We start from the raw sequence: 22795 nt of genomic DNA, 5'->3' as shown, positions 1-22795 counted from the left end.
TTGCCGCCGGGCGCGTCCGGGCAGGGCCGGAAGCCGCGGTCAGGCCTGGTCCCGGATGGCCCGGTTCACGGCGGAGATGACGGCCTTCAGCGCGGACATGGTGGTGTTGGGGTCGATGCCCACACCCCAGAGCACCCGCTCCCCCACGGCCAGTTCCACGTAGGCGGCGGCCCGCGCGTTGCCGCTGGCCGAGAGGGCATGCTCGGTGTAATCCAGCAGCCGGACGTCAATGCCGTCCTGGCCCAGAATTTCCAGCAGGGCCGCAATCGGACCGGTGCCGCTGGCCATCCGCCGCTGCGGCACACCGTCAACGTTCAAAGTCGCTGTCAGGTTGAACCCGCCGTCTGCCGGAGTGTCGGCATTCACGGAGACCAGTTCGTAGTGTCCCCAGGCCGCGGCGTCGGACTCCGGCGTATGCGGCAGGTACTCGTCCTGGAAGACCTTCCAGAGTTCTGCGCCGGTGATTTCGCCGCCGGCGGTGTCGGTGCGGCGCTGGATAACGCCGGAGAACTCGATCTGGGCCCGCCGCGGCAGGTCCAGGTTGTGCTCGTTCTTGAGCAGGTACGCCACCCCGCCCTTCCCGGACTGGGAATTGACGCGGATAACGGCCTCGTAGCTGCGGCCGATGTCCTTGGGGTCGATGGGCAGGTACGGGACCGCCCACGCGATCTCATCCACGGTTTTCCCGGCTGAGGCCGCGTCCTTCTCCATGGATTCGAAGCCCTTCTTGATGGCGTCCTGGTGGGAGCCGGAGAAGGCGGTGAAGACCAGGTCGCCGCCGTACGGGGACCGTTCGGGCACCGGCAGCTGGTTGCAGTACTCCACGGTGCGGCGGATTTCGTCCATGTCGGAGAAGTCGATCTGCGGGTCGATGCCCTGGCTGAACATGTTCATGCCCAGGGTCACCAGGTCCACGTTGCCCGTGCGCTCACCGTTGCCGAAGAGGCAGCCCTCAATCCGGTCCGCACCGGCCAGGTACCCCAGCTCCGCGGCGGCGACACCGGTCCCGCGGTCATTGTGCGGGTGCAGGGACAGGATGACGGATTCGCGGCTGGCCAGGTTCCGGTGCATCCACTCAATGGAGTCGGCGTAGACATTGGGAGTGGTCATTTCCACGGTGGCCGGCAGGTTCAGGATCATCTGCCGGTCCGGGGACGCCTCCAGGACTTCGGCCACCGCGTCGGAAATACGGGCGGCAAAGTCCAGCTCCGTGCCGGTGTAGGACTCCGGCGAGTATTCGTACGTGACGTCCACGCCCCGCAGCTGTTCCTCATACTTCCTGCACAGCCGGGCACCGGCGAGGGCGATGTCCACAATGCCGTCCCGGTCCGTGTTGAAGACCACCCGCCGCTGCAGGATGGAGGTGGAGTTGTAGAGGTGCACAATGGCACGGTCCGCACCCTGGAGGGACTCGTAGGTCCGTTCGATCAGGTGTTCCCTGGACTGGGTGAGTACCTGGATGGTGACGTCGTCGGGAATCCGGTCACCCTCGATCAGCTGGCGCACAAAGTCGAAATCCAGCTGTGAAGCTGACGGGAAGCCGACCTCGATTTCCTTGAAGCCCATCTTCACCAGCAGGTCGAACATCTTGTGCTTGCGCTCGGGTGTCATGGGATCGATCAGTGCCTGGTTGCCGTCCCGCAGGTCCACGGCGCACCAGCGCGGTGCCTTGGTGATGAGTTTGCCGGGCCAGGTCCGATCCGGCAGGTCCACGGCGATCTGTTCGTGGAACGGAACGTACTTCGACGTCGGCATACCGGAGGACTGCTGTGCATTACGCATGGTGTTGTTGTGGCCTTTTCTAGTCGATCATCAGAAATAGTGGCCGGGCAACACAAACTCCGCAGCGAGGGGTCGGCCTAAGCAGGTGCTTGTGTGGCCTCGCCGCGGCAGCTAAGGAGAAGGATCTCTGCGTGCACGTGATCACAGTAACACGCAGAGGATCCCCCCTTTCAAACGCTAGTTCCCAAATGCCGACTGGCACGTAACCTGGGCTGCGGTCTGGCCGCTCAGGTCGCCCAGGTCACCCAGGTCCTTCATGGCGGTTCCCGCGGTGAAGTCCGCGCCGATCTCCACCGACACTCCGGCGTAGGCGGCGCTGAGCACTACCTGCACGTCGGGGATGTTCAGGGTCCGGGCCACCTCCAGTGCCATTTCCTCATAGCCGTAGCCGTAGAAGATCTGGGTGGCAGGGCTCTGGGTGGCGGCCGTGCCGTTGGCCAAGGCCTGAACGAACCCCTTGGACAGCAGGAACTGGGCGATGGCGGCATCCCGGCCCTGGGTGCCGGACGCATTCACCAGGGTCACCGGGACGGACGCCGGATCCACGGCCGGGGCCGCCGGCTCCGCGGGAACGGCGGTGCCGGTTTCGGATCCCGTTGCCGTACCTGCCGGTGCCGACGGTGTGGCCGACGCCGTGATTCCCTGGTCCGAGACCAGGGCGTCGAAGAGCGGCTGCGCCTTCTCTTCGTCGAGGGCGAGGCGGTTCGGATCGTATTCCCAGGGCATTACCGGGGCGGTCACGAAGGCCACCTTGCCCAGGTCCACGTCCTTGAGCCGGGTGGCAAGGGACACCAGGTCCGGAATCTGCGCCAGGCCTTCGTCCACCGTCAGGTTCTTGGTGACGGTTTCGGCGATGGAATAGAGCTTGGGCAGGTTGTTCAGCGTGCCTTCGTCCTTGACCTTGCGGACCATGGAGGCGAGGAAGCTTTGCTGGGCACGGATGCGGCCTTCGTCGCCGCCGTTGCCGAACCCGTGCCGGGTGCGGAGGAATGCCAGTGCCTGGTCGCCCTGGACGCTGCTCACGCCGGCGGGGATGTCCAGGCCGGACAGCGGGTCATTAACGGGCTGGTTGACGCAGACTTCAACGCCGCCGAGGGTGTTCGACAGCTCCTTCACGGCATCAAAGTCGGCCATCATGAAGTGGTCGATGGTCAGGCCGGTCAACTCGTTGATCGCGGCAACGGTGCACCCCGGCCCGCCGTTGCCCAGGGCGCCGTTCAGCTGTCCCATGTCCATGGCCTCGTAGACGGTGCCGGTGGAGGGGTCCTCACATTGCGGCAGGGGAACCATCAGATCGCGGGGGAAGCTCACCACGGTGACGTTGGACCGGTCCGCCGAAAGGTTGACCAGCATCATCACATCGGAGTTGTTCGAGTTCTGGCCGTCGCGGTTGTCGGTGCCAAGGACCAGGATCTGCATCGGATCGGTGCTGGCGTCCACCTGCTCGGCCGGCTTGTCTCCGGCGCCCAGGTTCAGCGGCTGGGTATCGAAGTTGCCCTGCAGCCGCATCACCTGCACGACGCCGAAGACAACCCCGGCCACGAGGACCAGGGAAAGAAGAGCGGCAATGCCCTTGAGGACCGGGTGGCCGGCCGACTTCCGCCGGGAAAGGTGGCGTCCGCCGGGTTCAGCGGAAGCACCCCTCCTGGTAGTGGGTTGTCCCAAGGGGCCGCCGCCCGTTGCGGCACGGCGAGATGACATAGCCGGTCCCCTTCATGAATCGATATGCTCAAACGAATGTACAAAGTGTACGGGCTGCTCCTGTGTGTTTGCCGGGCGCAGCACCGTGGCGGCGGCACGGAATTCCGTGCCGCCAACCGCCAGGCCCGGGTCAGAACCCGAGTTTCACCAGCTGTTTCGGGTCCCGCTGCCAGTCCTTGGCGATCTTGACGTGAAGGTCAAGGTACACCTTCGTGCCCAGCAGCGCCTCGATGCCGCGGCGTGCCGTGGTGCCGACGTCCCGCAGCCTGGAGCCGCCGCGGCCGATGATAATGGCTTTCTGCGAGGAACGCTCCACGTAGAGGTTCACCCGGACATCGAGCAGCGGGTTCTCCTCGCTGCGCCCTTCACGGGGAACAATCTCCTCCACCACCACGGCTAGGGAGTGCGGCAGTTCGTCCCGCACACCTTCCAGCGCCGCTTCACGGACCAGTTCGGCCACCATGACCGCTTCGGGCTCGTCCGTGAGTTCGCCGTCCGGGTAAAGCGGCGGCGAAGCGGGCATATGGCCGGCCAGCACATCCGCCACGGTATCCACCTGGAAGCCGTCCGCCGCCGACACGGGGACGACGTCGGCCCAGCCCGACTCGCCCAGCACCTCGTTGCCGAGGGCAGTGACAGACATCAACTGCTTGGCCAGTGCGGCGCGGTCCACCAGGTCCGTCTTGGTGACCAGGGCAATGACCGGTGTCCGCTTCAGGGCCGCGAGCTGGGCGGCAATGTAGCGGTCGCCGGGGCCCACGGCCTCATTGGCCGGCAGGCAGAAGCCGACGGCGTCGACTTCGGCAAGGGTGTCCGCCACAAGCTCGTTGAGCCGCTTGCCGAGGAGGGTACGCGGGCGGTGCAGGCCGGGAGTGTCCACCAGGATCACCTGTGAGTCCTCGCGGTGGACGATGCCGCGGATGGTGTGCCGGGTAGTCTGCGGCTTGGCGGAGGTGATGGCCACCTTCGAACCGACCAGCGCATTGGTCAGGGTGGACTTACCGGCGTTGGGCCGGCCCACCAGGGAAACGAATCCTGCGCGGAACTTCGGTTCAGTCATTGCGGGGTACCAATTCTGTAGAGCGGGTGCGCGGGGCGGCATTTCTGCCCTCGTCGCTGTTTTCTTCTTCTTGGGCGGGAAGGGCCTTCCACGCCAGGACATGGGACACGCGGTTGCGCCTGCCTTCGAGGCGTTCGGCGTGCAGGACTATGCCTTCAACCTCCACCTCGCTGCCCACGATGGGGACACGGCCAAGGGCCTTGGCCAGCAGGCCGCCCACCGTATCCACTTCATCATCCTCCAGTTCGACGTCGAACAGCTCACCCAGGTCGTCAATGCCTGCCTTGGAGCTGACCCGGTAGCGGCCGTCGCCAAGGTCCTCGATCTCGGGCCGTTCGGAGTCATACTCGTCCACGATTTCGCCGACGATCTCTTCGATGAGGTCCTCGAGGGTGACCAGGCCCGCCGTTCCGCCGTATTCGTCAATGACGATTGCCACGTGGGTCGACTCACGCTGGAGTTCCTGCAGCAACTCGCTGACGGCCTTGGATTCGGGCACGTAGCGCACGCTGCGGGCGAAGTCCTCGACCTTCTGCACTGACCCGTGCTCCGGGTCGCTGTGGATGCTGGCGGCGACGTCCTTCAAATAGAGGATTCCCACCAGGTGGTCCGCACTGTCCTCAATAACCGGCACCCGGGAGTATCCCGAGCGCAGGAACAGCGACATGGCCTGGCGCAGGGTGCTGCCGGCCTCGATGCAGACCATGTCGGTGCGCGGGACCATGACGGACCGGACCTTGGTGTCGCCGAGTTCGAAGACGGAGTGGATCAGTTCGGCCTCGGTGTCTTCGATCATGTCCGCGTCCGATGCCCGGTCCAGCAGTTCCCGGAATTCCTCCTCGGTGAAGAAGGCCGCATCCGGGCCCTGGGTACCGGGCGCCACTGCGGAACCCAGCCGCACCAGCCAGCCGGGGATGGGACCCAGCACGGCCCGCAGCACGCGCACCAGCTGCGCGGTCAGGACCACGACGGCGGTGACGTGCTTGCGTCCGATCTGCCGCGGGGAGACCCCCACCAGCACAAAGCCGACGGCGGCCATGGTCACGGTGGCCAGCAGTCCGGCCAGCCAGATGTTGTCCAGCACCAGCTGGAAGATGGTGGCCACGGAGACGGCCATGGCCATTTCAAACCACACCCGCCAGAAGCGCAGCGCGTGCATATGTGCCACCGGGTGCGCCAGGATGCGGCGCAGCGGAGCTCCTGCCTTGCCGTGGAGCAGCGCCTCGGCGTCCTGCCGGGGCAGGTAGCCGTAGGCGGACTCAGCAGCGGTCAGCAGGCCCGCCAGGACCATAAAAGCCATGGCCATGACGATGAGGACGCCAATGCTCAACTTCGGGTCTCCTTGGGGGCCTGTTTACCCAGGTAGGCGGAGAGGAGGCGCCGCTGGAGGCCGAACATTTCCTTCTCTTCCTCCGGCTCGGCGTGGTCGTACCCCAGCAGGTGCAGTACGCCGTGGGTGGTCAGGAGCAGCAGCTCTTCGCCGGTGCTGTGGCCGGCGTCGGAGGCCTGCCGGGCCGCCACCTGCGGGCAGAGCACAATGTCACCCAGGACGCCCGCGGGGGTGATCCGCCCGGATGTCCCGGGACGCAGCTCGTCCATGGGGAAGGACAGCACATCGGTGGGACCGGGCAGGTCCATCCACTCGATGTGCAGCTTTTCGATGGCGTCCTCGTCCACCAGGATGATGGACAGGTCCGCTTCGGGGTGCACATAGAGGCTGTCGAGCAGGTAGCGGCCCAGCCGGGCCAGCTCCTCCTCATCGACGCCGGTTGCACTGGATTCGTTATTTACTTCAATGCTCATGAACGGGCCTCCCGCCCCTGGCTGCCGTTGCTGCGGCTGCCGTTGGAATGTCCGCTGTTGCCGGAATGTCCGCCGCGGCTGCGCCGCGCTTCGTCCCACTCGCTGTAGGCGGTGACAATGTCACTGACCAGGCGGTGGCGGACGACGTCGGCGGCCTGCAGTTCAGAGAACGCGACGTCGTCAATGTCGCCGAGGATGTCGTGCACGATGCGCAGGCCGGACGCGGTGCCGCCGGGCAGGTCCACCTGGGTCACGTCCCCGGTGACCACCATCTTGGAACCGAAGCCCAGGCGGGTCAGGAACATCTTCATCTGTTCCGGCGTGGTGTTCTGCGCTTCGTCCAGGATGATGAAGGCGTCATTCAGAGTGCGCCCGCGCATGTACGCCAGCGGTGCCACTTCGATGGTGCCCGCTGCCATCAGCCGCGGGATGGACTCCGGGTCCATCATGTCGTGCAGCGCGTCGTAGAGCGGACGCAGGTACGGATCGATCTTGTCGCTCAGGGTACCGGGCAGGAAACCCAGCCGCTCCCCCGCCTCCACGGCCGGCCGGGTCAGGATGATCCGGTTTACTTCCTTCTGCTGCAGGGCCTGCACTGCCTTCGCCATGGCGAGGTACGTCTTGCCCGTGCCTGCGGGGCCGATGCCGAAAACCACGGTGTTGCGGTCGATCGCATCCACATAGTTCTTCTGGTTCAGGGTCTTGGGCCTGATGGTCTTGCCGCGGGTGGACAGGATGTTCTGCGTCAGCACATCCGACGGCCGGTGGGCGCTCTGCTCACGGAGCATGCTGATCAGCTGCTCCAGGACCTGCGGCGTGACGCGGGTCTGGTTCCGGGCCAGGACGCGGACTTCGTTGACCAGCCGGACGGTCTGCTCCACGTCGGCTGCCGGTCCGGACACGGACAGTTCGTTGCCCCGTACCATCAGGCTCACCGCGGGGTTGGCCGCCTCAATGATCCGCAGGGCCTCGTCATTGGCCCCCAGCGACTGGACCATGTGTTCCGTGGAATCGAAGACTATTGTCTGGGTGTCCAGTCGGATGGTGCCGATTTCCATTGAAGATTCGGTCATATATACGGCCTTCCCAGGCCTTTCATCGCCCCTTACAGAGTCCGGTATCAGGTGGTGCTGTGCAGTTCAGTGGTGCTGTGCGGTTCGGTGGTGCCGGCGCCGTATGTCTTTAACGACACCTTGTAAAAAACACCGCGGCACGGACGTTTATTTCCCTGCGTTCCCTGCCGGCTACCTAAATCTTACTTGATGTGCCCGTCCCCGGACGGAGGAGCGGCAGGTTTATCTCAGCACCGCAACGGTGATGTCTCAATCGTGTTTCAGTCCGGCCGAGGGCCGGTGAACGGTACGGATCGGGCCGATGCCGTATGCAAAGGTTGAACACGTACCTTTTACCAACGCCTTGAAGGAGGGTCGATGTCCGCCGGTAAACTCCGCCATGCTTCCTCCCTCCCCGGCTTCCGCGGGCGGCTGCTGCTGGCGGTTTCGGTACTGGCCGCCGGCACGCTGATGCTGGAAGGGTGCGGCGTGGTGGCCGAGAATCCGACCATCACCATGCCCACCACCTTTGCCGCCGGCCAGGCGCCCAAGGGTGCGGCCATGACCATCTCCCCGCCGGCCGAGGCCGGCGTCACCGACACCCTGATGCCCGTCTATTGGCTCGGCCTGAATGAGGCCACGGTCAGCCTGTACCGTGAGTTCCTTCACTCGGATAACACCGGCGATCCGATCGGCGAAGCCGTCAAGGCCATGACCGCGGGCAAGCCACTGGACCAGGATTACTTCACGCCCTGGCATCCCGCAGATAACGTAACCGCCTCCATTTCGAACACGAACGTCATCACCGTGGACATTTCCTCCAACGCCTTCAAGGGTTCCCTTGATGCCGGCATGGCCCACCGGGCCGTGCAGCAGCTGGTGTACACCGCCACTGCCGCGGCCGCCAATGCCAAGCTGACGGCCGTTGGGCAGGAAAGCTCCGTCGTCATCCTCGTGGACGGCAAGGCCGGCTACCAGGCGTTCGGCCATGAATCCCTGGACGGGCCGCTGCGCCGGGACCCGGCCCTGACGGCGCCCATCTGGATTATCGACCCGCAGGAATCCCAGGCCCGCGGCACCGGCCTCAACGTCAGCGGCACGGCCGTGGCCCGGGAATCCGAGCTGCACTGGCGTGCCGAGCCGGTAGTGGCCGGAAGGCCGTCTCCGGATGCTGTCGCCTCCGGCAAGGTCACGCTGGACGCAGCCGTGGGAGAGACCGGTTCCTTCAGCTTCTCCTCCACCCTTGCGCCGGGCGAATACAGCATCAGCGTTTTCTACGCCGGAAGTGAAGCCGCCGGCGACTCCAAGCGGATCACCATCACGGCTGCGCCGGGGTCACCCGAAGACTGAGCCGGCGGGACCCGGTCCGCCCCGGGCTGCCCGGTTCCTCCTTCTACCAGCGGCCCAGCAGTTGGTTGAGCACGGCGAGGGCCGAGGGCCCGGCGGTGGAGGACCGCAGCACATGCGGTCCCAGCCGGACAGCCACTGCCCCGGCGGCGCGCAGCTGCTCCAGTTCAGCCGGGCTGATGCCGCCTTCCGGTCCCACCACCACGGCAATGTCCGCAGGTGCGGATCCGGCGTCCGATGCCGCCCGGCGCCGGACCATTTCCGCAACCGCTCCGGACAAGGGAGCATCCGCTTCCTCGTGCAGGACGAGGACCAGGTCCAGCCCTTCGAGGCGCCGCACCAGTGCCTTGCTGTCCAGGACCGGCTCGACGGCGGGAATGCGGGAGCGCCGGGACTGTTTGGCGGCCGCAGCGGTCAGGGCCTGCCACTTGGCTTGTCCCTTGGCGGCCTTTTCGGTACGCCAGCGGACTATGCTGCGGTCCGACTGCCAGGGAATGACCGTATCCACACCCAGCTCCGTGGCAGCTTCGACGGCCTGCTCATCCCGGTCTCCCTTGGCGAGGGCCTGGACGAGGATGAAACGCTCGGCGTCAGCAGGTTCCTCGGTCACGGCTTCCACCGCGAGCTCCAGCAGGGACGGTCCGGTTTCCGTGACGGTGCCGGTGATCCGGCGTCCGGCACCGTCAACAACATCCACGGCCTCGCCGGCACTGATCCGTTTTACGGCGACGGCGTGGCGGGCTTCGGAGCCCTCCAAGCGGAACGTTCCGCCGGGATGTGCAGCTGCCACCTGTGCCGGATCGCCGAAAAAGATCGGGTTGGTCATGCTAGAGGTTGCCCAGCCGGTCCCGCAGCTTGGCGAAGACGCCGGTGCCGGAGCTGTTCAGCCGGCCCTCGCTGTATTCCTCCCCGCGCAGGTGGGCGAGCTTGCGCAGCAGCTCTTCCTGTTCGGAGTCCAGCTTCTGCGGGGTTTCCACGTGCAGGTGGACCCGCAGGTCGCCACGGCCGTGGCCGCGGAGGTGGGTGACACCCAACCCGTTCAGCACGGATACCTCACCGGACTGCGTTCCGGGCTTGACGGTGATTTCCTTCTCGCCGTCGAAGGTGTCCAGGGTGACGGTGGTGCCCAGGGCGGCGGCGGTCATCGGCACGGTGAGGGTGGCGTGCAGGTCGTCGCCTTCCCGGAGGAACGTCGGATCGTTGTTGACCCGGATCTCCACGTACAGGTCGCCCGAGGGCCCGCCCGCAACGCCCGCCTCGCCCTGCTGGCTGAGCTGGATGCGGGTACCGGTAGCCACGCCGGCCGGGATCTTGATGTTCAGGGTGCGGCGGTTGCGGACGCGTCCTTCACCGGAGCATTCGTGGCAGGGGTCCGGGATAACCGTTCCGTAGCCGTTGCAGGTGCCGCAGGGCGCGGAGGTCATGACCTGGCCCAGGATGGAACGGACGGCTCGCTGGACCTGACCGGTGCCGTGGCAGATATCGCAGGTACGCGGCGAGGTTCCCGGCTGGCAGCAGGAACCGTCACAGGTGGGGCACACGACGGCGGTGTCGACGTCGATCTTCTTGTTGATGCCGAAGACGGCATCCTTCAGGTCGATGCGCACGTTGATCAGCGCATCCTGGCCGCGCCGGGCACGGGACGCCGGGCCACGTCCGCCGCCGGGGGCGGCACCACCGAAGAAGGTGTCGAAGATGTCCTGGAAGCCGAAGCCCTGGCCGCCGAAACCTCCGCCGCCGAACCCGTTGTCGGTTCCGTTCTCGTTGCCCGTGGTGTCGTAGATGCGGCGCTTCTCCGGATCGGAGAGGACCTCGTAGGCGTGCGTTACGGCCTTGAACTCGTCGGCAGCACCCGGAGCGTTGTTCACGTCCGGATGCAGCTTGCGGGCAAGCTTCCGGTACGCCTTCTTGATTTCTTCACCGGTGGCGTCTCGTCCGACACCCAGAACCTGGTAGTGATCGCTCACTCGTGCACATCGCTTCCTGTATTGCCTGCCTCCGGTGCCGGAGGCGTTGTTTGTGGTCCGCCGGATGTCCCCGGCGGGACGGCGCCGCAGCTGCTGCGCGCCGGACTAGTTGTTCAGTATGCGGGAGAGGTACCTGGCCACGGCCCGGACCGCAGCCATGGTGGTGGGGTAATCCATCCGGGTGGGGCCCAGGATGCCGACTTTCGCCGACGCGTCCGGTCCGTACCCGGTGGCCACCACCGATGCTTCCGACAGTCCGCCATGCGGGTTCTCGCGCCCGATCCGGACGGCGACGCCGCGGGCGTCCTGCTCCATCTCGGACAACAACCGCAGCATCACGACTTGTTCCTCGAGGGCTTCCAGGACCGGTCCGATGGTCAGCGGGAAGTCTACCGTTGAGCGGGCCAGATTGGCCGTGCCGGCCATAACCATGCGGTCTTCCCGGTTGATTCCGGCCAGCATTTCCAGGCAGTTCCCCAAGGCATTGGCTACCCGCCGGCTGGCTGCCGGTACCGTGGCCAGCGCTTCTGTGAGGTGGCTGGTGATGCTGCTCAGCGGCGTGCCGGCCAAGGCAGAGAGGAAATGGTGGCGCAGGTCCAGCAGGTCCGGTTCGGTGACTGCCTGCGGCACCGTGATGACCCTCTGCTCCACGCGTCCGGTGGTGGAGATGAGCACCACCAGCACCTGGGCAGGTGCCAGCAGCACGAATTCGATATGCCGCACCTTGGCGTTGCCCAGATGCGGGTACTGCACCACGGCCACCTGGTTGGTCAGCTGGGACAGCAGCCGCACGGTGCGGTCCATGACGTCGTCCAAGTCATCCGCACCCTCAAGCAGGGAGGAGATGGCCCGGCGTTCGGGGGCTGAGAGCGGTTTGACGTCCGAGATGCGGTCGACGAACAGCCGGTAGCCCTTGTCCGTGGGAATCCGGCCGGCCGACGTGTGCGGGGCGGTAATGAGCCCCTCTTCCTCAAGGGCAGCCATGTCGTTGCGGATGGTGGCCGAGGAGACGCCCAGCTGGTGCCGCTCCACCAGTGCCTTGGAACCGACCGGTTCGCGCGAATGGACGTAGTCCTCAACAATGGCGCGGAGGACCTCGAGTCGGCGTGGCTCACTCATGGTTTTCCCTCCCAGTTGGTCGGCGGATGGTCCGTCGGGTTGATCGGCGGGCCTGGCGGACGGGACTGCACGGCCTGCGGAGCGCGCCCCGCTTAGCACTCACAGTGCCTAAGTGCTAAGTCTAATACGGATCAACGGCGTTGCTAGCATTGAGTAAACCCGTGGCCAGCCGCGGGCATCGAGCCCGACCAAGCACCTGAGTGAGGCAATTTCCGTGTCCAGCTTTTCCTGGGGTCCGCAGGACATCACTGCGCCGGCCCGGACCGTCCTGCGCAAAGTCGGAGCCGAAACCGGCCTGGTCTTGGAAGATGTGGCCTCCGGGTGGGTGGGCGCCGTGGTCCGGGTGGAGAAATCCGGCGGCCTGCACCTGATGGTGCTCGAGGACCGGCGCGGGAAAACCAAATCCTTCGAACTCGGCTTCGGTTTCCTGCTGGAAGGCGAACCGGTGGAAGTGGTTCCCGCCGCGCCGGCCGGCAACGCGGCTCCGGCCCGTACTGCGTCGGGCTCCGTGCGGGTAGCCAACCAGCGGGCCCGCACCGCCCGGGCCAGCCGGATCTGGGTGGAAGGCAAGCACGACGCCGAATTGGTGGAGAAAGTCTGGGGCGACGACCTGCGGGTGGAAGGAATCGTCGTCGAGCCCCTCCACGGCGTCGACGACCTCTATTCGGCTGTGCGGGACTTTGCCCCCGGCCCCGGCCGCCGCCTCGGGATCCTGGTGGACCATCTGGTCCCGGGGTCCAAGGAATCCCGGATCGCCGCCGAAGCAATGACGTGCCCCGGCGCCGCCGGGAACGTGCTGATAGTCGGGCATCCTTATGTCGATGTCTGGCAGGCCATCAAGCCCTCCGTGATCGGCCGCAGCGCCTGGCCCGTGGTGCCGCGGCACCTGGACTGGAAGACCGGAATCCTGCAGGGACTGGGCTGGCCGCACCGGGACCACACCGACGTTGCCATGGGCTGGAAGAAGCTTTTGGGCCAGGTGCGCACGTACGCGGATCTGGAGCCCTCGCTGCTCGGGCGGGTGGAAGAAGTGATTGATTTCCTGACCGCGCCCGGATGAGACGTACAACTCACCGGTCGTCGCCGTTCCGTTATAAAGCACGCCAGACAGTACCCTTGAGTCAATACGTAGTAGCGGACCGACCCTGAGTCACCATGAGCAAAAGGAATATACGCCGTGTCCAACACACGCCAGAACCACCCGCCCCGACCGAAGGAACCCTCCCAGCCCCCGGTGTATCAGGGCGCCCCGGCCAATGCGCTTCCGCTGACCGCGTCCGAGGACCGGCAGTGGGCCACCTTGGCGCACTTCGGCGGGATTCTCGCCTTTGTTCCTTCACTGATCATCTACCTCGTCTTCCGTGACCGCGGCCCGTTCACTGCGCAGGAATCCAAGGAAGCGCTGAACTTCACCCTGCCGCCCAGCATTGCGGCGCTGATCGTCTGGGCCCTGTCCTTCATCCCCGTGGTGGGCGGCTTCTTTGCGGTCCTCAATGCCATGATCTGGGTCTACGTGGCCGTGTCCTCGGTGGTCGCGGGCATTGAATGCAACCGCGGACGCCCGTACCGCTACCCGTTCAACCTCCGCCGCATCAAATAGCGGAAACAGCCCCTGCCCGTATGGGCAGGGGCTGTTTTGGTTTAAGCAGTCGGTTTGTTTAGGCAGTCTTATTCCGGCCGGGTTTCCGTCCGGGCGCAGTTTCAGTCCGGCAGCAGCCGGCGGACCACGGCGTCAGCCAGCAGGCGGCCGGTGCCGGTCAGGAGAACCTTGCCGGTCAGCGCGGCCCGGGGGTCCACCAGCCCGTCCGCCATCAGTCCGGCCACGGCCAGCCGGCCGGGCTCGCGCAGGCGGCTAAGGTCCAGCCCTTCGGCCAGCCGGGTACGCAGCATGACGTCTTCCACGTACCGGGTGTCGGCGTCGAGCGTTTCGCGGCCGACCGCCGGGGACTCGCCCGCGGCGATCCGCTGGGCGTAGGCCGTGGGGTGCTTGGCGTTCCACCAGCGCACACCGCCGGCGTGGGAGTGCGCACCGGGACCGATCCCCCACCAGTCATCGCTGCGCCAGTAGGCCAGGTTGTGCCGGCACTCGTCGGCCGGGGTGCGGGCCCAGTTGCTGACCTCGTACCAGGACAAACCGGCAGTGGTCATCATTTCATCGGCCAGGACATACTTGTCCGCGTGGTCATCGTCGTCGATGGGCGGGACCTCCCCGCGCCGCATCCGGGCGGCGAGCTTGGTGCCTTCCTCGATGATCAGGGCGTAGGCCGAGATATGGTCCGGCTCGTAGCTGAGCGCTTCTTCCAGGGAGACCTTCCAGTCCGCCATGGATTCCCCGGGGGTGCCGTAAATCAGGTCCACGCTGACGTGCAGCCCGGCGTCGCGCGCCCACTTCACTGCCTGCGGCACCCGCGACGGGGTGTGCGTGCGGTCCAGCACGGCCAGCACGTGGGGCACGGCCGACTGCATGCCGAAGGACACCCGTGTGAAGCCGGCGTCGGCGAGCAGCTGCAGGGACTGAGGCGTCACCGAATCGGGATTGGCCTCGGTGGTGACTTCGGCACCGGGCTTCAGCCCCCACTGGTCGACGGCGGTCCGCAGGATCATGGCCAGATCCTCGGCCGGGAGCAGCGTGGGAGTGCCGCCGCCGAAGAAGACGGTGCCCATCGGCCGATCAGGCATCCCGGAGAGGCGCAGCGCGTCGGCAGCGAATACTACTTCCTGCGCGGCTGTGGCGCCGTAGGCCGCCTGGGAGGCACCGCCGCCGAGTTCGGTGGCGGTGTAGGTGTTGAAGTCGCAGTAGCCGCAGCGGACGGAGCAGAACGGGATGTGGACGTAGAGTCCGAAGTTCCGTTCCGCGGCTCCGTCCGCGGCCTGTGCGGGGAGGAGGCCGTCCGCCGGTGCGGGGTCTCCGAGGGGCAGTGCGCTGGGTGTCACTTCTTGGATTTGTCCTTGGATTCGTCTGAGGAAAGCGCCGCGACGAAGGCTTCCTGCGGAACTTCCACACGTCCCACCATCTTCATGCGCTTCTTGCCTTCCTTCTGCTTTTCGAGCAGCTTGCGCTTACGGCTGATATCGCCGCCGTAGCATTTGGCGAGCACGTCCTTGCGGATGGCGCGGATGGATTCGCGGGCAATGATCCGGGAGCCGATGGCGGCCTGGATGGGCACCTCGAACTGCTGGCGCGGAATGAGTTCGCGCAGCTTGCCGGTCATCATCACGCCGTAGCTGTAGGCCTTGTCCTTGTGGGTGATGGAGCTGAAGGCATCCACCTGCTCGCCTTGGAGCAGGATGTCCACCTTGACCAGGTCGGCCACCTGCTCGCCGTCGGCCTTCCAGTCCAGCGAGGCGTAGCCGCGGGTCTTGGACTTGAGGACGTCGAAGAAGTCGAACACGATCTCGGCCAGCGGCAGGCGGTAGCGGATTTCCACCCGGTCTTCGGAGAGGTAGTCCATGCCGCCCAGGACGCCGCGGCGGGACTGGCACAGCTCCATGATGGCGCCGACGAATTCGCTGGGCGCCAGGATGGTCGCGGCCACCATCGGCTCGCGGACCTCTTTGATCTTGCCCTCGGGGTACTCACTGGGGTTGGTCACCGTGACCACCTTGTTGTCCTCCAGCGTCACCTCGTACTCCACGTTGGGGGCGGTGGAGATCAGGTCCAGATTGTACTCACGCTCAAGCCGCTCTCGGGTGATTTCCAGGTGGAGCAGACCCAGGAAGCCCACCCGGAATCCGAAGCCCAGCGCGGCGGACGTCTCGGGTTCGTATACCAGGGCGGCGTCGTTGAGCATCAGCTTTTCGAGCGCGTCTCGCAGCACCGGATAGTCGGCGCCGTCGATGGGGTACAGCCCGGAGAACACCATGGGCTTGGGATCCGCGTAGCCGGGCAGCGATTGCGTGGCCGGCTTGGCCAGGTTGGTGACGGTGTCACCCACCTTGGAAAGCCGCACGTCCTTCACACCGGTGATCAGGTAGCCCACCTCGCCGACGCCGAGACCCTTGGAGGGGGTGGGTTCGGGCGAGCTGACGCCGATTTCCAGCAGTTCGTGGCTGGCCCGCGTGGACATCATCTGGATGCGTTCGCGCGGGGACAGGGACCCGTCCACCACGCGGACGTAGGTGACCACCCCGCGGTAGGTGTCGTAGACGGAGTCGAAGATCATGGCCCGGGCCGGGGCGGCCGGGTCGCCCACGGGGGCGGGGATGTCCCGGACAATCTTGTCCAGCAGGGCTTCGACGCCCACGCCGGTCTTCCCGGAAACCTTCAGGACGTCGGCGGGGTCGCCGCCGATGAGGTTCGCCAGTTCCTCGGCGTACTTTTCCGGCTGCGCCGCCGGGAGGTCAATCTTGTTCAGGACCGGAATGATGGTCAGGTCGTTTTCCATCGCCAGGTACAGGTTCGCCAGGGTCTGGGCCTCGATGCCCTGTGCTGCGTCAACCAGGAGGATGGCGCCTTCGCACGCCGCCAGGGACCGCGAAACCTCGTAGGTAAAGTCCACGTGGCCGGGGGTGTCGATCATGTTCAGGGCGTAGGAGTCGCCGTCGACTTCCCACGGCATGCGCACGGCCTGCGACTTGATGGTGATGCCGCGTTCGCGCTCGATATCCATGCGGTCCAGGTACTGGGCCTTCATGTTCCGGTGCTCAACCACGCCCGTGGACTGGAGCATGCGGTCGGCCAGGGTGGACTTGCCGTGGTCGATGTGGGCGATGATGCAGAAGTTTCTGATGATCGCCGGATCCGTCGCGGCAGGCACCGGCGAGAAGCGGGCCATAGGTGACACTGTGGCGGTTCCTTTACTGTTTCCGGGATCGCTGCGCCCCGCGCGGGCGCGGAGCCGGACTCCCGGCTTTGCTGGTGGGTGATTCTGTCGAATTAACAGTCTCCCACGTTTGGCTGCCGCAACAGGAACCGGATCGCCGCCGCCTGCACCCTCCGTCTCCGCCGCCTAACGTAGAGCCATGCCCTTTAATGCACGTGCCTTTGCCTCACTCCTCCGCTCGGCAGCCCGCCTGCTGCGCCCGACGACGGCGCCCCGGGACGGCGGCGCGCCCGGTTCCGGTACCGGCGGGCCCCGGCGGACTACCTCTCCCCGACCGACGGCCCAGCCCGGCGCCCGCGGCACGGGACGGGCGCGCACGCCGTCGCCATCCCCCGGGCCCGTGGCCTCCTCCCCCGCTGCTGCACCCGGTACCCAAGGGACCGGACCGGCGTCGACGCCGTCCCGTCACGGTTATGCCGGCGACTACGCAGGGCCGGTACGCCCGGTGTACGCCCCGCAGCCGGACGGCGATCCCGATCCCGGCGAGGTGGTGTGGGCCTGGGTGCCCTACGAAGACGACCCCGCCCAGGGCAAGGACCGGCCGGTCCTGCTGATCGGCCGCAACGGCGGTCGCCTGCTGGCCCTGATGATGACAAGCCGGGACCGGAATAACTCCAACGCCTCCGATCCCCGCTACCTCGATGTCGGCACCGGCCCGTGGGACAGTAAAGGCCGGCCCAGCGAGGTGAAGCTGGACCGGGTACTGCAGCTGGACCCGGAAAGCGTGCGCCGGGAGGGTGCCGTGATGGGTGCCGAGGTATTCCGCCAGGTGGCGCAGGCACTGGCGAAGGTGCGCCCGGCGCGCTGATCCCCGGTTGCCCTGCGGCCGCCCAAACTCTGCTAACATTTATTGCTGTGTGTCCGCGCAGGTCGACGGGCACTTCGGTTCAGGCGCCACAAACGGTATCCCCACGCCACTCAGTCAATGTCTGAGCCGAAATTCCCTCACCGACCAAGTCCGCAATACAAAGAGAGTTTATAAGTGGCCAATATTAAGTCCCAGAAGAAGCGCATCCTCACCAACGAGAAGGCGCGTCAGCGCAACAACTCGGTGAAGTCCGAGCTGAAGACCGTCATCAGCAAGGTTGATGCCGCAGTCAAGGCCAGCGACAAGGACGCAGCAGCCGAAGCGCTGAAGACCGCCAGCCGCAAGCTGGACAAGGCCGTCAGCAAGGGCGTAATCCACAAGAACAACGCTGCCAACCGCAAGTCGGCCATCTCCAAGAAGGTCAGCGCGCTCTAAGCAGCAGCCAGTACAGACTTACCTCGTATGGCCGGTCCTTCGGGACCGGCCATACGTGTTTTAACCGGTGCCCGCGTCTTGACCGGCGGTTGTGTCTTTACCGGCGGCCCGTCTTGGCCGGCGGCCCGTGGCCGGGCGCGAAGTGCTACCGGCCGGAGGCCGCCAGGGCAATAACCGTCACGGCCCGCTCCACCGCGTACACCGGGTCCCGGCCGGCGCCCTTGACCTGGGCATCGGCTTCGGCGAGGGCCTGCACCGCCTCGATCAGGGACTCGGAGGACCAGCGCTGGGCATCCCGCCGGGCCTGGTCCACCTGCCAGGGAGCCATTCCGAGTTCCTTTGCCATGGAGGCGGAGGAACCGCGCAGGTTCGCTACCCGGGCCACGGCACGGACCTTCATGGCCAGGGCGCCGACCAGCGGCACCGGATCCACGCCCGTGTCCAGGGCATGCCGCAGCATGGACAGTGCCTGCGCGGCACGTCCTGCCAGCGCTGCGTCGGCCACCTTGAACGCCGTGGCTTCCACCCGGCCGCCGTAATAGCGTTCCACCAGCTCCTCGGTAACCTCGCCGGTGGAATCGCTGATCAACTGCTGGCAGGCGGCGGCCAGTTCCGAGAGCCGGGAGCCGACGGCGTTGACCAGGGCGCGGGCTGCGGCCGGATCGATGCGGCGGCGGGCGGACCGGAACTCCGAGGTGACAAATTCGAGCTTTTCCGCATCCTTCTTGAACGGCTGGCATTCCACAACGGGCGCGCCGGTGGCCTTGACGGCATCGAGCAGCTTCTTGCCGCGGTTGCCGCCGGAGTGGTGCAGTACCAGTACGGCATCCGGGGAGGGGTCCTTGAGATAGGCCAACGTCTCGGTGAGGAAGTCCTCGTTCATGGAGGCCAGGTTCACCGCTTCGATGAGTTTCGCCTCCCCGAACAGCGAGGGGCTGGACTGCAGGGTGAGTTCCCCGGAGGCGTAGGAGGCGGCGTCGAACTGCACCAGCTCGGTGTCCGGCTGCTTTTCCCGCAACACGGCCCGGAGCCGGTCACGCGCCCGGGAAGCCAGGTATTCTTCGGGACCCGCCAGCAGGACCACCGGGGCAGGTTCAACGTCCCGCCACGATACGGTGCGGGCGGATTTGCTGCCGGAGCTGCGTTTGGAGGGGACGGCCGGATTCACAGCTGGTGCTCCTGGGAGTGTGCGGGCGGACCGGGTCTTGCCGGGCCGCCGGAATAAGTGGAACTGAGCATACCCGCACAGCGGATACCTACCCTCCAAGGTTCCCACGCCCGCGGTCCGGCACCAATTCCGCCGCCCGGGGGGCGGTGCCGGTCAGGGCGGCAACCCGTTGACCGTCAGGGTTTGCCCGCGCCGTGTCACCAGGATGGTTCCCAGCCGGTCGGTTCGGGCTACCTCGGTGCCGGCCGACTCGAGGCCCGCCACGATCTGTGGGGCCGGATGCCCGTACTCGTTGTCCTCTCCCACTGAAATCAAGGCCAAGACGGGATGAACAGCCCGAAGCCATCCGTCTCCCCCGTTCCGGGCACCGTGGTGGGCCACCTTCAACACGTCGACACCGGTGCGCAGCCCGGGATGCGCCGCCAGCGTTGCTGCCGCCGCCTCGGTTTCCGCATCCCCGGTCAGCAGGATCCGCAACGGCCGGTCCGGGCTGCCCGCGTCCACGGACACCAGCAGCACGGCGCTGGCATTGTTTTCCTTCTCCTCCCCCGCCGAGGCGGACGGAATGGCGGCAGGCGGCCACAGGACTTCCCACTGCACATTGCCGGATTTCCCGGCCATTCCCTGTGTAAGCCGCACCCGTGGAGCCGCCGATCCGGCCAGGGCCGCCGTCAGTTCCTCCGGGAGTTCCGTACCCGCCGTGGAGTAGCCCACCTCACGTACCGTCCGTCCGGACAGAACGCCTGCGGTACCGCCGTAGTGGTCCAGGTGGGCGTGGGTGATCACCAAGAGGTCCACGCTCCGGACGGCCAGCGTATCCAGGCAGCGGTCCATGGCAGCGGGTTCCCCTCCCGCATCAATCACCACCGCACTGTCCGGCCCGGCGCGTATGGCCAGCCCGTCCCCCTGCCCCACATCGCAGGCGGCCACAACCCAGTCCCGCAGGGGTGTTCCGCGTTCCCCTTCCAGACTGCGTCCGACCAGCAACGTACCGCCGGGGACTACGAGCAGCATGGCGGCGCCTACGGCAAGGCCGGGTCGGATCCGGACGCTCCGTCGCCCGGCAACCACCGGTGACGCGGGTCTTGTGCCCGTCCGTGTGCGCAGGGTAAGAGGTACCCCTGGAGGCTGCCCACGGCGGGAAAGGTACACAAGCGCGGCAACGGCCACGGCGGTACCCGCGGCCATCAGAAAGGCACCTCTGCTGCCCTCCGGCCAGGGCAGCAGCGCGCCGGGTACCGCTTGGATAAAGCGCGCTGTTTCCGCGACCCACTTGGCCCCTGCTGCAGCAACCATCAGCGGGGCGGCCGCAAGCACCGGAAGCGTACAGACCGCAGCCACGGCCAGCATGCCCGCTATGGTCACGCCCGGAACCACCGGTGCGACCGCCAGGTTCGCCGGCACCGAATACACCGGCAGCTGCGGCTGCAGAAGGACCAGCACCGGACCGCAGAACAGTTGGGCCGCCACCGGCACTGCCAGTGCAGCCGCGAACCACCTCGGCAGCCAGCGGGACAATACCCGCACCAGATGCGGGCCCAGGAGCACCAGTCCCAGCGTGGCGCAGACCGAGAGGATGAACGCGTAGCTGGTGCACAACCACGGATCGATGGCCAGCAGGACTGTGATGGACAGGAGCAGCAGTGCCACGGGAAGCCGGCCCCGCCCCGAGAGAACCGCGAGGGTGCCCAGCCCTCCCATGACCGCAGCCCGTAACACGCTGGGATCGGGCCGGACGAGCAGGACAAACGCCGCCAGCCCGGCCAGTGCCAGCAGTACCGCCGCTGCGCGCGGCGCGCGGGCCGCCCGGGCGGCCAGGAAGATGAAGGCCAGCAGGTAGGAACAGTTCGCCCCGGACACTGCCGTCAGGTGGGTCAGGCCGATGTCCTTCATTGCCTGCGCCAGCTCCGGGTCCAAGTTGGAGCGGTCGCCAAGCACCATACCGGGAAGCAGGCCGTCCACGGAGGCTCCGTGGTTACGGGCTGCCTGTACAAAGCCGGTCCGCAGGCCGGCTGTTCCTGCATACCACCCGCCTGCGGGTTCGATGTCGGGTGCCGCGGCGGCACGCATTAACGCCAGGTTCCGGTCCCCCGGCGGCAGCTGTTGGAGGCCTCCGGCGCTGCTGAACCGGTCGCCCCACCTGATGCCGGCGTAGTCCTTCCCTCCCACCACCAGAATGGTCGCAGAGCTGGCGAACCGATTTCCGCCAGCTGTCGCGCTCTCTGCGACAGCATCCACCAGGTACCTGGGCTGCCCGGTGAAGTTGTCCGGGGCCCCTGGACGGGCGTCCGACACGGCACGGAATTCGGCAGTGACCGCAGCTCCCTCGGAAACAAGTGCCGCCATGGGGCCGCGTGTCCGCTCGGCCAGTGTTCCCGCCGCCCCGGCGCAAACCAGGGCCGCGGCTGCCAGCGGTACCGCTGTCCCTCGTGCCAGGGCGGCAAACCGCCGCCGGTTCCGGGCCGGTCCCCTGCCGGCGACTCGAGCCAGGACCAGCCCCAGCACGGCGACGACCGCAGCACTGCATGCCAACGCCCACCCGGCCCCGGGCGGAAAACGGACAGCCAGGAAAGCAGCGACCCAGGCAGCACCGGCAGTGGGAAGCAGCCGCAGTTCACGGAGCGGGGCCGGCACCGCCGTTACGTTGTCCGTGCGGGCCCGGGTGCGCGTCCACCGCGGCACCGGGAACCGCTGCGGCTCCGGCAACTGCTGCGGCCCCGGTGCAATCGGCGCCGCCTGGGGTACGCCACGGAGCGCGGAGGAGACGTAGCGCGACCACCCGGCCCTGCGCCGGGAAGGGATGCCCACCATCAGACCGAGACGAGAGGCAGCAGCGCAGCGAGCATGGCTTCACCGATCCCCGGTACGGCATCCAGGTCCTCCGGGCGGGTGAACTTTCCATGTTCCGTGCGCCAGGCAATGATGCGCTCCGCCAGCACGGGTCCCACCCGCGGGAGGGTCTGGAGCAGGTCCGAGTCGGCAGTGTTGAGGTTAACTCCCTCCCCGGGACCCATCGGCGTGCCGGAAGCCGCGCCGGGAGCCGACCCGGGACCAGGGATGGCGGCCACCTCTCCGCTTGGCTGAACGGCGGCTTCCCCAATACGCGGAACCAGCACCATGGCACCGTCTTCGAGCACGGCAGCGAGGTTCACCGCCGCCAGATCCACATCGGCGGCCGTTCCACCGGCGGCATCAACGGCGTCGATAATCCTGCTTCCAGCGGGCAACCGGACCACACCCGGACGCTGCACGGCGCCGGCAACGTGAACCACCACAGTGCCGGTTGTTCCGCTCTCCGTTCCGCGGCCCGACGTCACCGGCACCGGCGGCGGTTTCTCAGCCCCTGGCGAGCCAACGACATCCGGGGCATCTGTGTACCCGGACGGAACGCCGTTTTCTGAGGGTGCCGGCACTGCCGTGGCAAGGTCCACGCTGGAGACCGGAACCGGAGTCTGGTCCCTGAATAGGAATACCGCCGCGGTGCAGCCGCAGAGCAGGCAGGCGGCCAGGACTGCCGCCGGGAAGGAAAACGCCCACCGCCGCTTGGCCGGAAGCGTCTCCGGCCCGCGCTCTTCCCCGGCACGCCCGGCGGTGCAGCCTGAGCCTTCTTCCGGTTCGTCCTCAGAATCAGTCATCGGAGAATCGGTCATCGGCTGCAAGGCCGCGCGAGCCCCTTGTCCGGGCGATGCCGTGTCCCAGCGGTGTTGTGCCATGGACCGAAACTAACCGG

Annotated in this window: 19 protein-coding genes; 5 read left to right on the top strand and 14 right to left on the bottom strand. The window is 66.8% G+C overall.

The features are described from left to right. Positions 1–39 precede the first annotated feature (39 nt). The 6 genes from leuA to AC5RUF_RS04565 all read right to left on the bottom strand — a co-directional run bounded on the left by leuA (position 40) and on the right by AC5RUF_RS04565 (position 7404). Positions 40–1782, bottom strand: coding sequence for a 2-isopropylmalate synthase (gene leuA / locus AC5RUF_RS04590; RefSeq protein WP_494129853.1), 1743 nt, complete (start codon positions 1780–1782; stop codon positions 40–42). 177 nt (positions 1783–1959) lie between these two features. Beyond that, positions 1960–3483, bottom strand: coding sequence for an LCP family protein (locus AC5RUF_RS04585; protein ID WP_494129852.1), 1524 nt, complete (start codon positions 3481–3483; stop codon positions 1960–1962). Positions 3484–3613: 130 nt separating this feature from the next. Continuing rightward, positions 3614–4543 carry a GTPase Era gene (gene era, locus AC5RUF_RS04580; RefSeq protein WP_493996223.1) on the bottom strand — a complete coding sequence of 310 codons (930 nt, stop codon included), beginning with the start codon at positions 4541–4543 and terminating at the stop codon, positions 3614–3616. Next, positions 4536–5849 (bottom strand): hemolysin family protein, encoded by a 1314-nt coding sequence (locus tag AC5RUF_RS04575; RefSeq protein ID WP_494129884.1) that lies wholly within the window; start codon positions 5847–5849, stop codon positions 4536–4538. Before AC5RUF_RS04575 ends, era begins: the two co-directional genes overlap by 8 nt. Before the next feature lie 20 nt (positions 5850–5869). Continuing rightward, positions 5870–6346, bottom strand: a complete 477-nt coding sequence (gene ybeY / locus AC5RUF_RS04570) for an rRNA maturation RNase YbeY (protein ID WP_493996224.1) — start codon at positions 6344–6346, stop codon at positions 5870–5872. Then, the gene (locus AC5RUF_RS04565; protein ID WP_493996232.1) at positions 6343–7404 is read right to left on the bottom strand and encodes a PhoH family protein; all 1062 of its coding nucleotides are present in this window, start codon (positions 7402–7404) and stop codon (positions 6343–6345) included. The genes ybeY and AC5RUF_RS04565 overlap by 4 nt, the downstream gene beginning before the upstream one ends. A gap of 372 nt (positions 7405–7776) precedes the next feature. On the opposite strand from AC5RUF_RS04565, the gene AC5RUF_RS04560 reads away from it, so the two are divergent. Further along, positions 7777–8748, top strand: coding sequence for a GerMN domain-containing protein (locus AC5RUF_RS04560; protein ID WP_493996225.1), 972 nt, complete (start codon positions 7777–7779; stop codon positions 8746–8748). A gap of 43 nt (positions 8749–8791) precedes the next feature. Here the strand turns inward: AC5RUF_RS04560 and AC5RUF_RS04555 are convergent, their stop codons facing one another. The 3 genes from AC5RUF_RS04555 to hrcA all read right to left on the bottom strand — a co-directional run bounded on the left by AC5RUF_RS04555 (position 8792) and on the right by hrcA (position 11831). After that, a complete protein-coding gene (locus AC5RUF_RS04555) occupies positions 8792–9571 on the bottom strand; it encodes a 16S rRNA (uracil(1498)-N(3))-methyltransferase (RefSeq protein ID WP_494129851.1) in 780 nt (259 codons plus the stop codon). Between the two features lies 1 nt (position 9572). Next, entirely contained in the window at positions 9573–10712 is a 1140-nt protein-coding gene (gene dnaJ / locus AC5RUF_RS04550) for a molecular chaperone DnaJ (protein ID WP_493996227.1), read from the bottom strand. Positions 10713–10817: 105 nt separating this feature from the next. Further along, positions 10818–11831 (bottom strand): heat-inducible transcriptional repressor HrcA, encoded by a 1014-nt coding sequence (gene hrcA, locus AC5RUF_RS04545; protein ID WP_493996228.1) that lies wholly within the window; start codon positions 11829–11831, stop codon positions 10818–10820. Positions 11832–12045: 214 nt separating this feature from the next. Between hrcA and AC5RUF_RS04540 the strand changes: the two genes are divergently transcribed. Together AC5RUF_RS04540 and AC5RUF_RS04535 are read left to right on the top strand one after the other, a co-directional pair. Further along, entirely contained in the window at positions 12046–12891 is an 846-nt protein-coding gene (locus tag AC5RUF_RS04540) for a DUF3097 domain-containing protein (RefSeq protein ID WP_493996229.1), read from the top strand. 117 nt (positions 12892–13008) lie between these two features. After that, positions 13009–13431, top strand: a complete 423-nt coding sequence (locus AC5RUF_RS04535) for a DUF4870 domain-containing protein (RefSeq protein WP_493996230.1) — start codon at positions 13009–13011, stop codon at positions 13429–13431. A 101-nt stretch (positions 13432–13532) separates the two neighbouring features. Here the strand turns inward: AC5RUF_RS04535 and hemW are convergent, their stop codons facing one another. Next, a complete protein-coding gene (gene hemW, locus AC5RUF_RS04530; protein ID WP_494129850.1) occupies positions 13533–14765 on the bottom strand; it encodes a radical SAM family heme chaperone HemW in 1233 nt (410 codons plus the stop codon). Next, the gene (lepA, locus tag AC5RUF_RS04525) at positions 14762–16615 is read right to left on the bottom strand and encodes a translation elongation factor 4 (RefSeq protein WP_493998124.1); all 1854 of its coding nucleotides are present in this window, start codon (positions 16613–16615) and stop codon (positions 14762–14764) included. The genes hemW and lepA overlap by 4 nt, the downstream gene beginning before the upstream one ends. 178 nt (positions 16616–16793) lie before the next feature. Between lepA and AC5RUF_RS04520 the strand changes: the two genes are divergently transcribed. After that, positions 16794–17462, top strand: coding sequence for a type II toxin-antitoxin system PemK/MazF family toxin (locus AC5RUF_RS04520; protein ID WP_494129849.1), 669 nt, complete (start codon positions 16794–16796; stop codon positions 17460–17462). 174 nt (positions 17463–17636) lie between these two features. After that, on the top strand, positions 17637–17897 hold the full coding sequence (gene rpsT, locus AC5RUF_RS04515; protein WP_146361896.1) for a 30S ribosomal protein S20: 261 nt from the start codon (positions 17637–17639) through the stop codon (positions 17895–17897). A 145-nt stretch (positions 17898–18042) separates the two neighbouring features. Here the strand turns inward: rpsT and holA are convergent, their stop codons facing one another. From holA to AC5RUF_RS04500, 3 genes are all read right to left on the bottom strand, one after another. After that, positions 18043–19065 carry a DNA polymerase III subunit delta gene (holA, locus tag AC5RUF_RS04510; RefSeq protein WP_493997683.1) on the bottom strand — a complete coding sequence of 341 codons (1023 nt, stop codon included), beginning with the start codon at positions 19063–19065 and terminating at the stop codon, positions 18043–18045. Between the two features lie 153 nt (positions 19066–19218). Then, complete coding sequence (locus tag AC5RUF_RS04505) at positions 19219–21876, bottom strand: ComEC/Rec2 family competence protein (protein ID WP_494129848.1); 2658 nt, start codon at positions 21874–21876, stop codon at positions 19219–19221. Further along, positions 21876–22700, bottom strand: a complete 825-nt coding sequence (locus AC5RUF_RS04500; RefSeq protein WP_494129847.1) for a helix-hairpin-helix domain-containing protein — start codon at positions 22698–22700, stop codon at positions 21876–21878. Before AC5RUF_RS04500 ends, AC5RUF_RS04505 begins: the two co-directional genes overlap by 1 nt. Between the last annotated feature and the right edge of the window lie 95 nt (positions 22701–22795).

It is taken from the genome of Arthrobacter sp. Y3224198 (assembly GCF_059090025.1).
The sequence above is the reverse complement of the archived record's forward strand: the minus strand, read 5'-3'. Positions and strand labels throughout refer to the sequence as shown.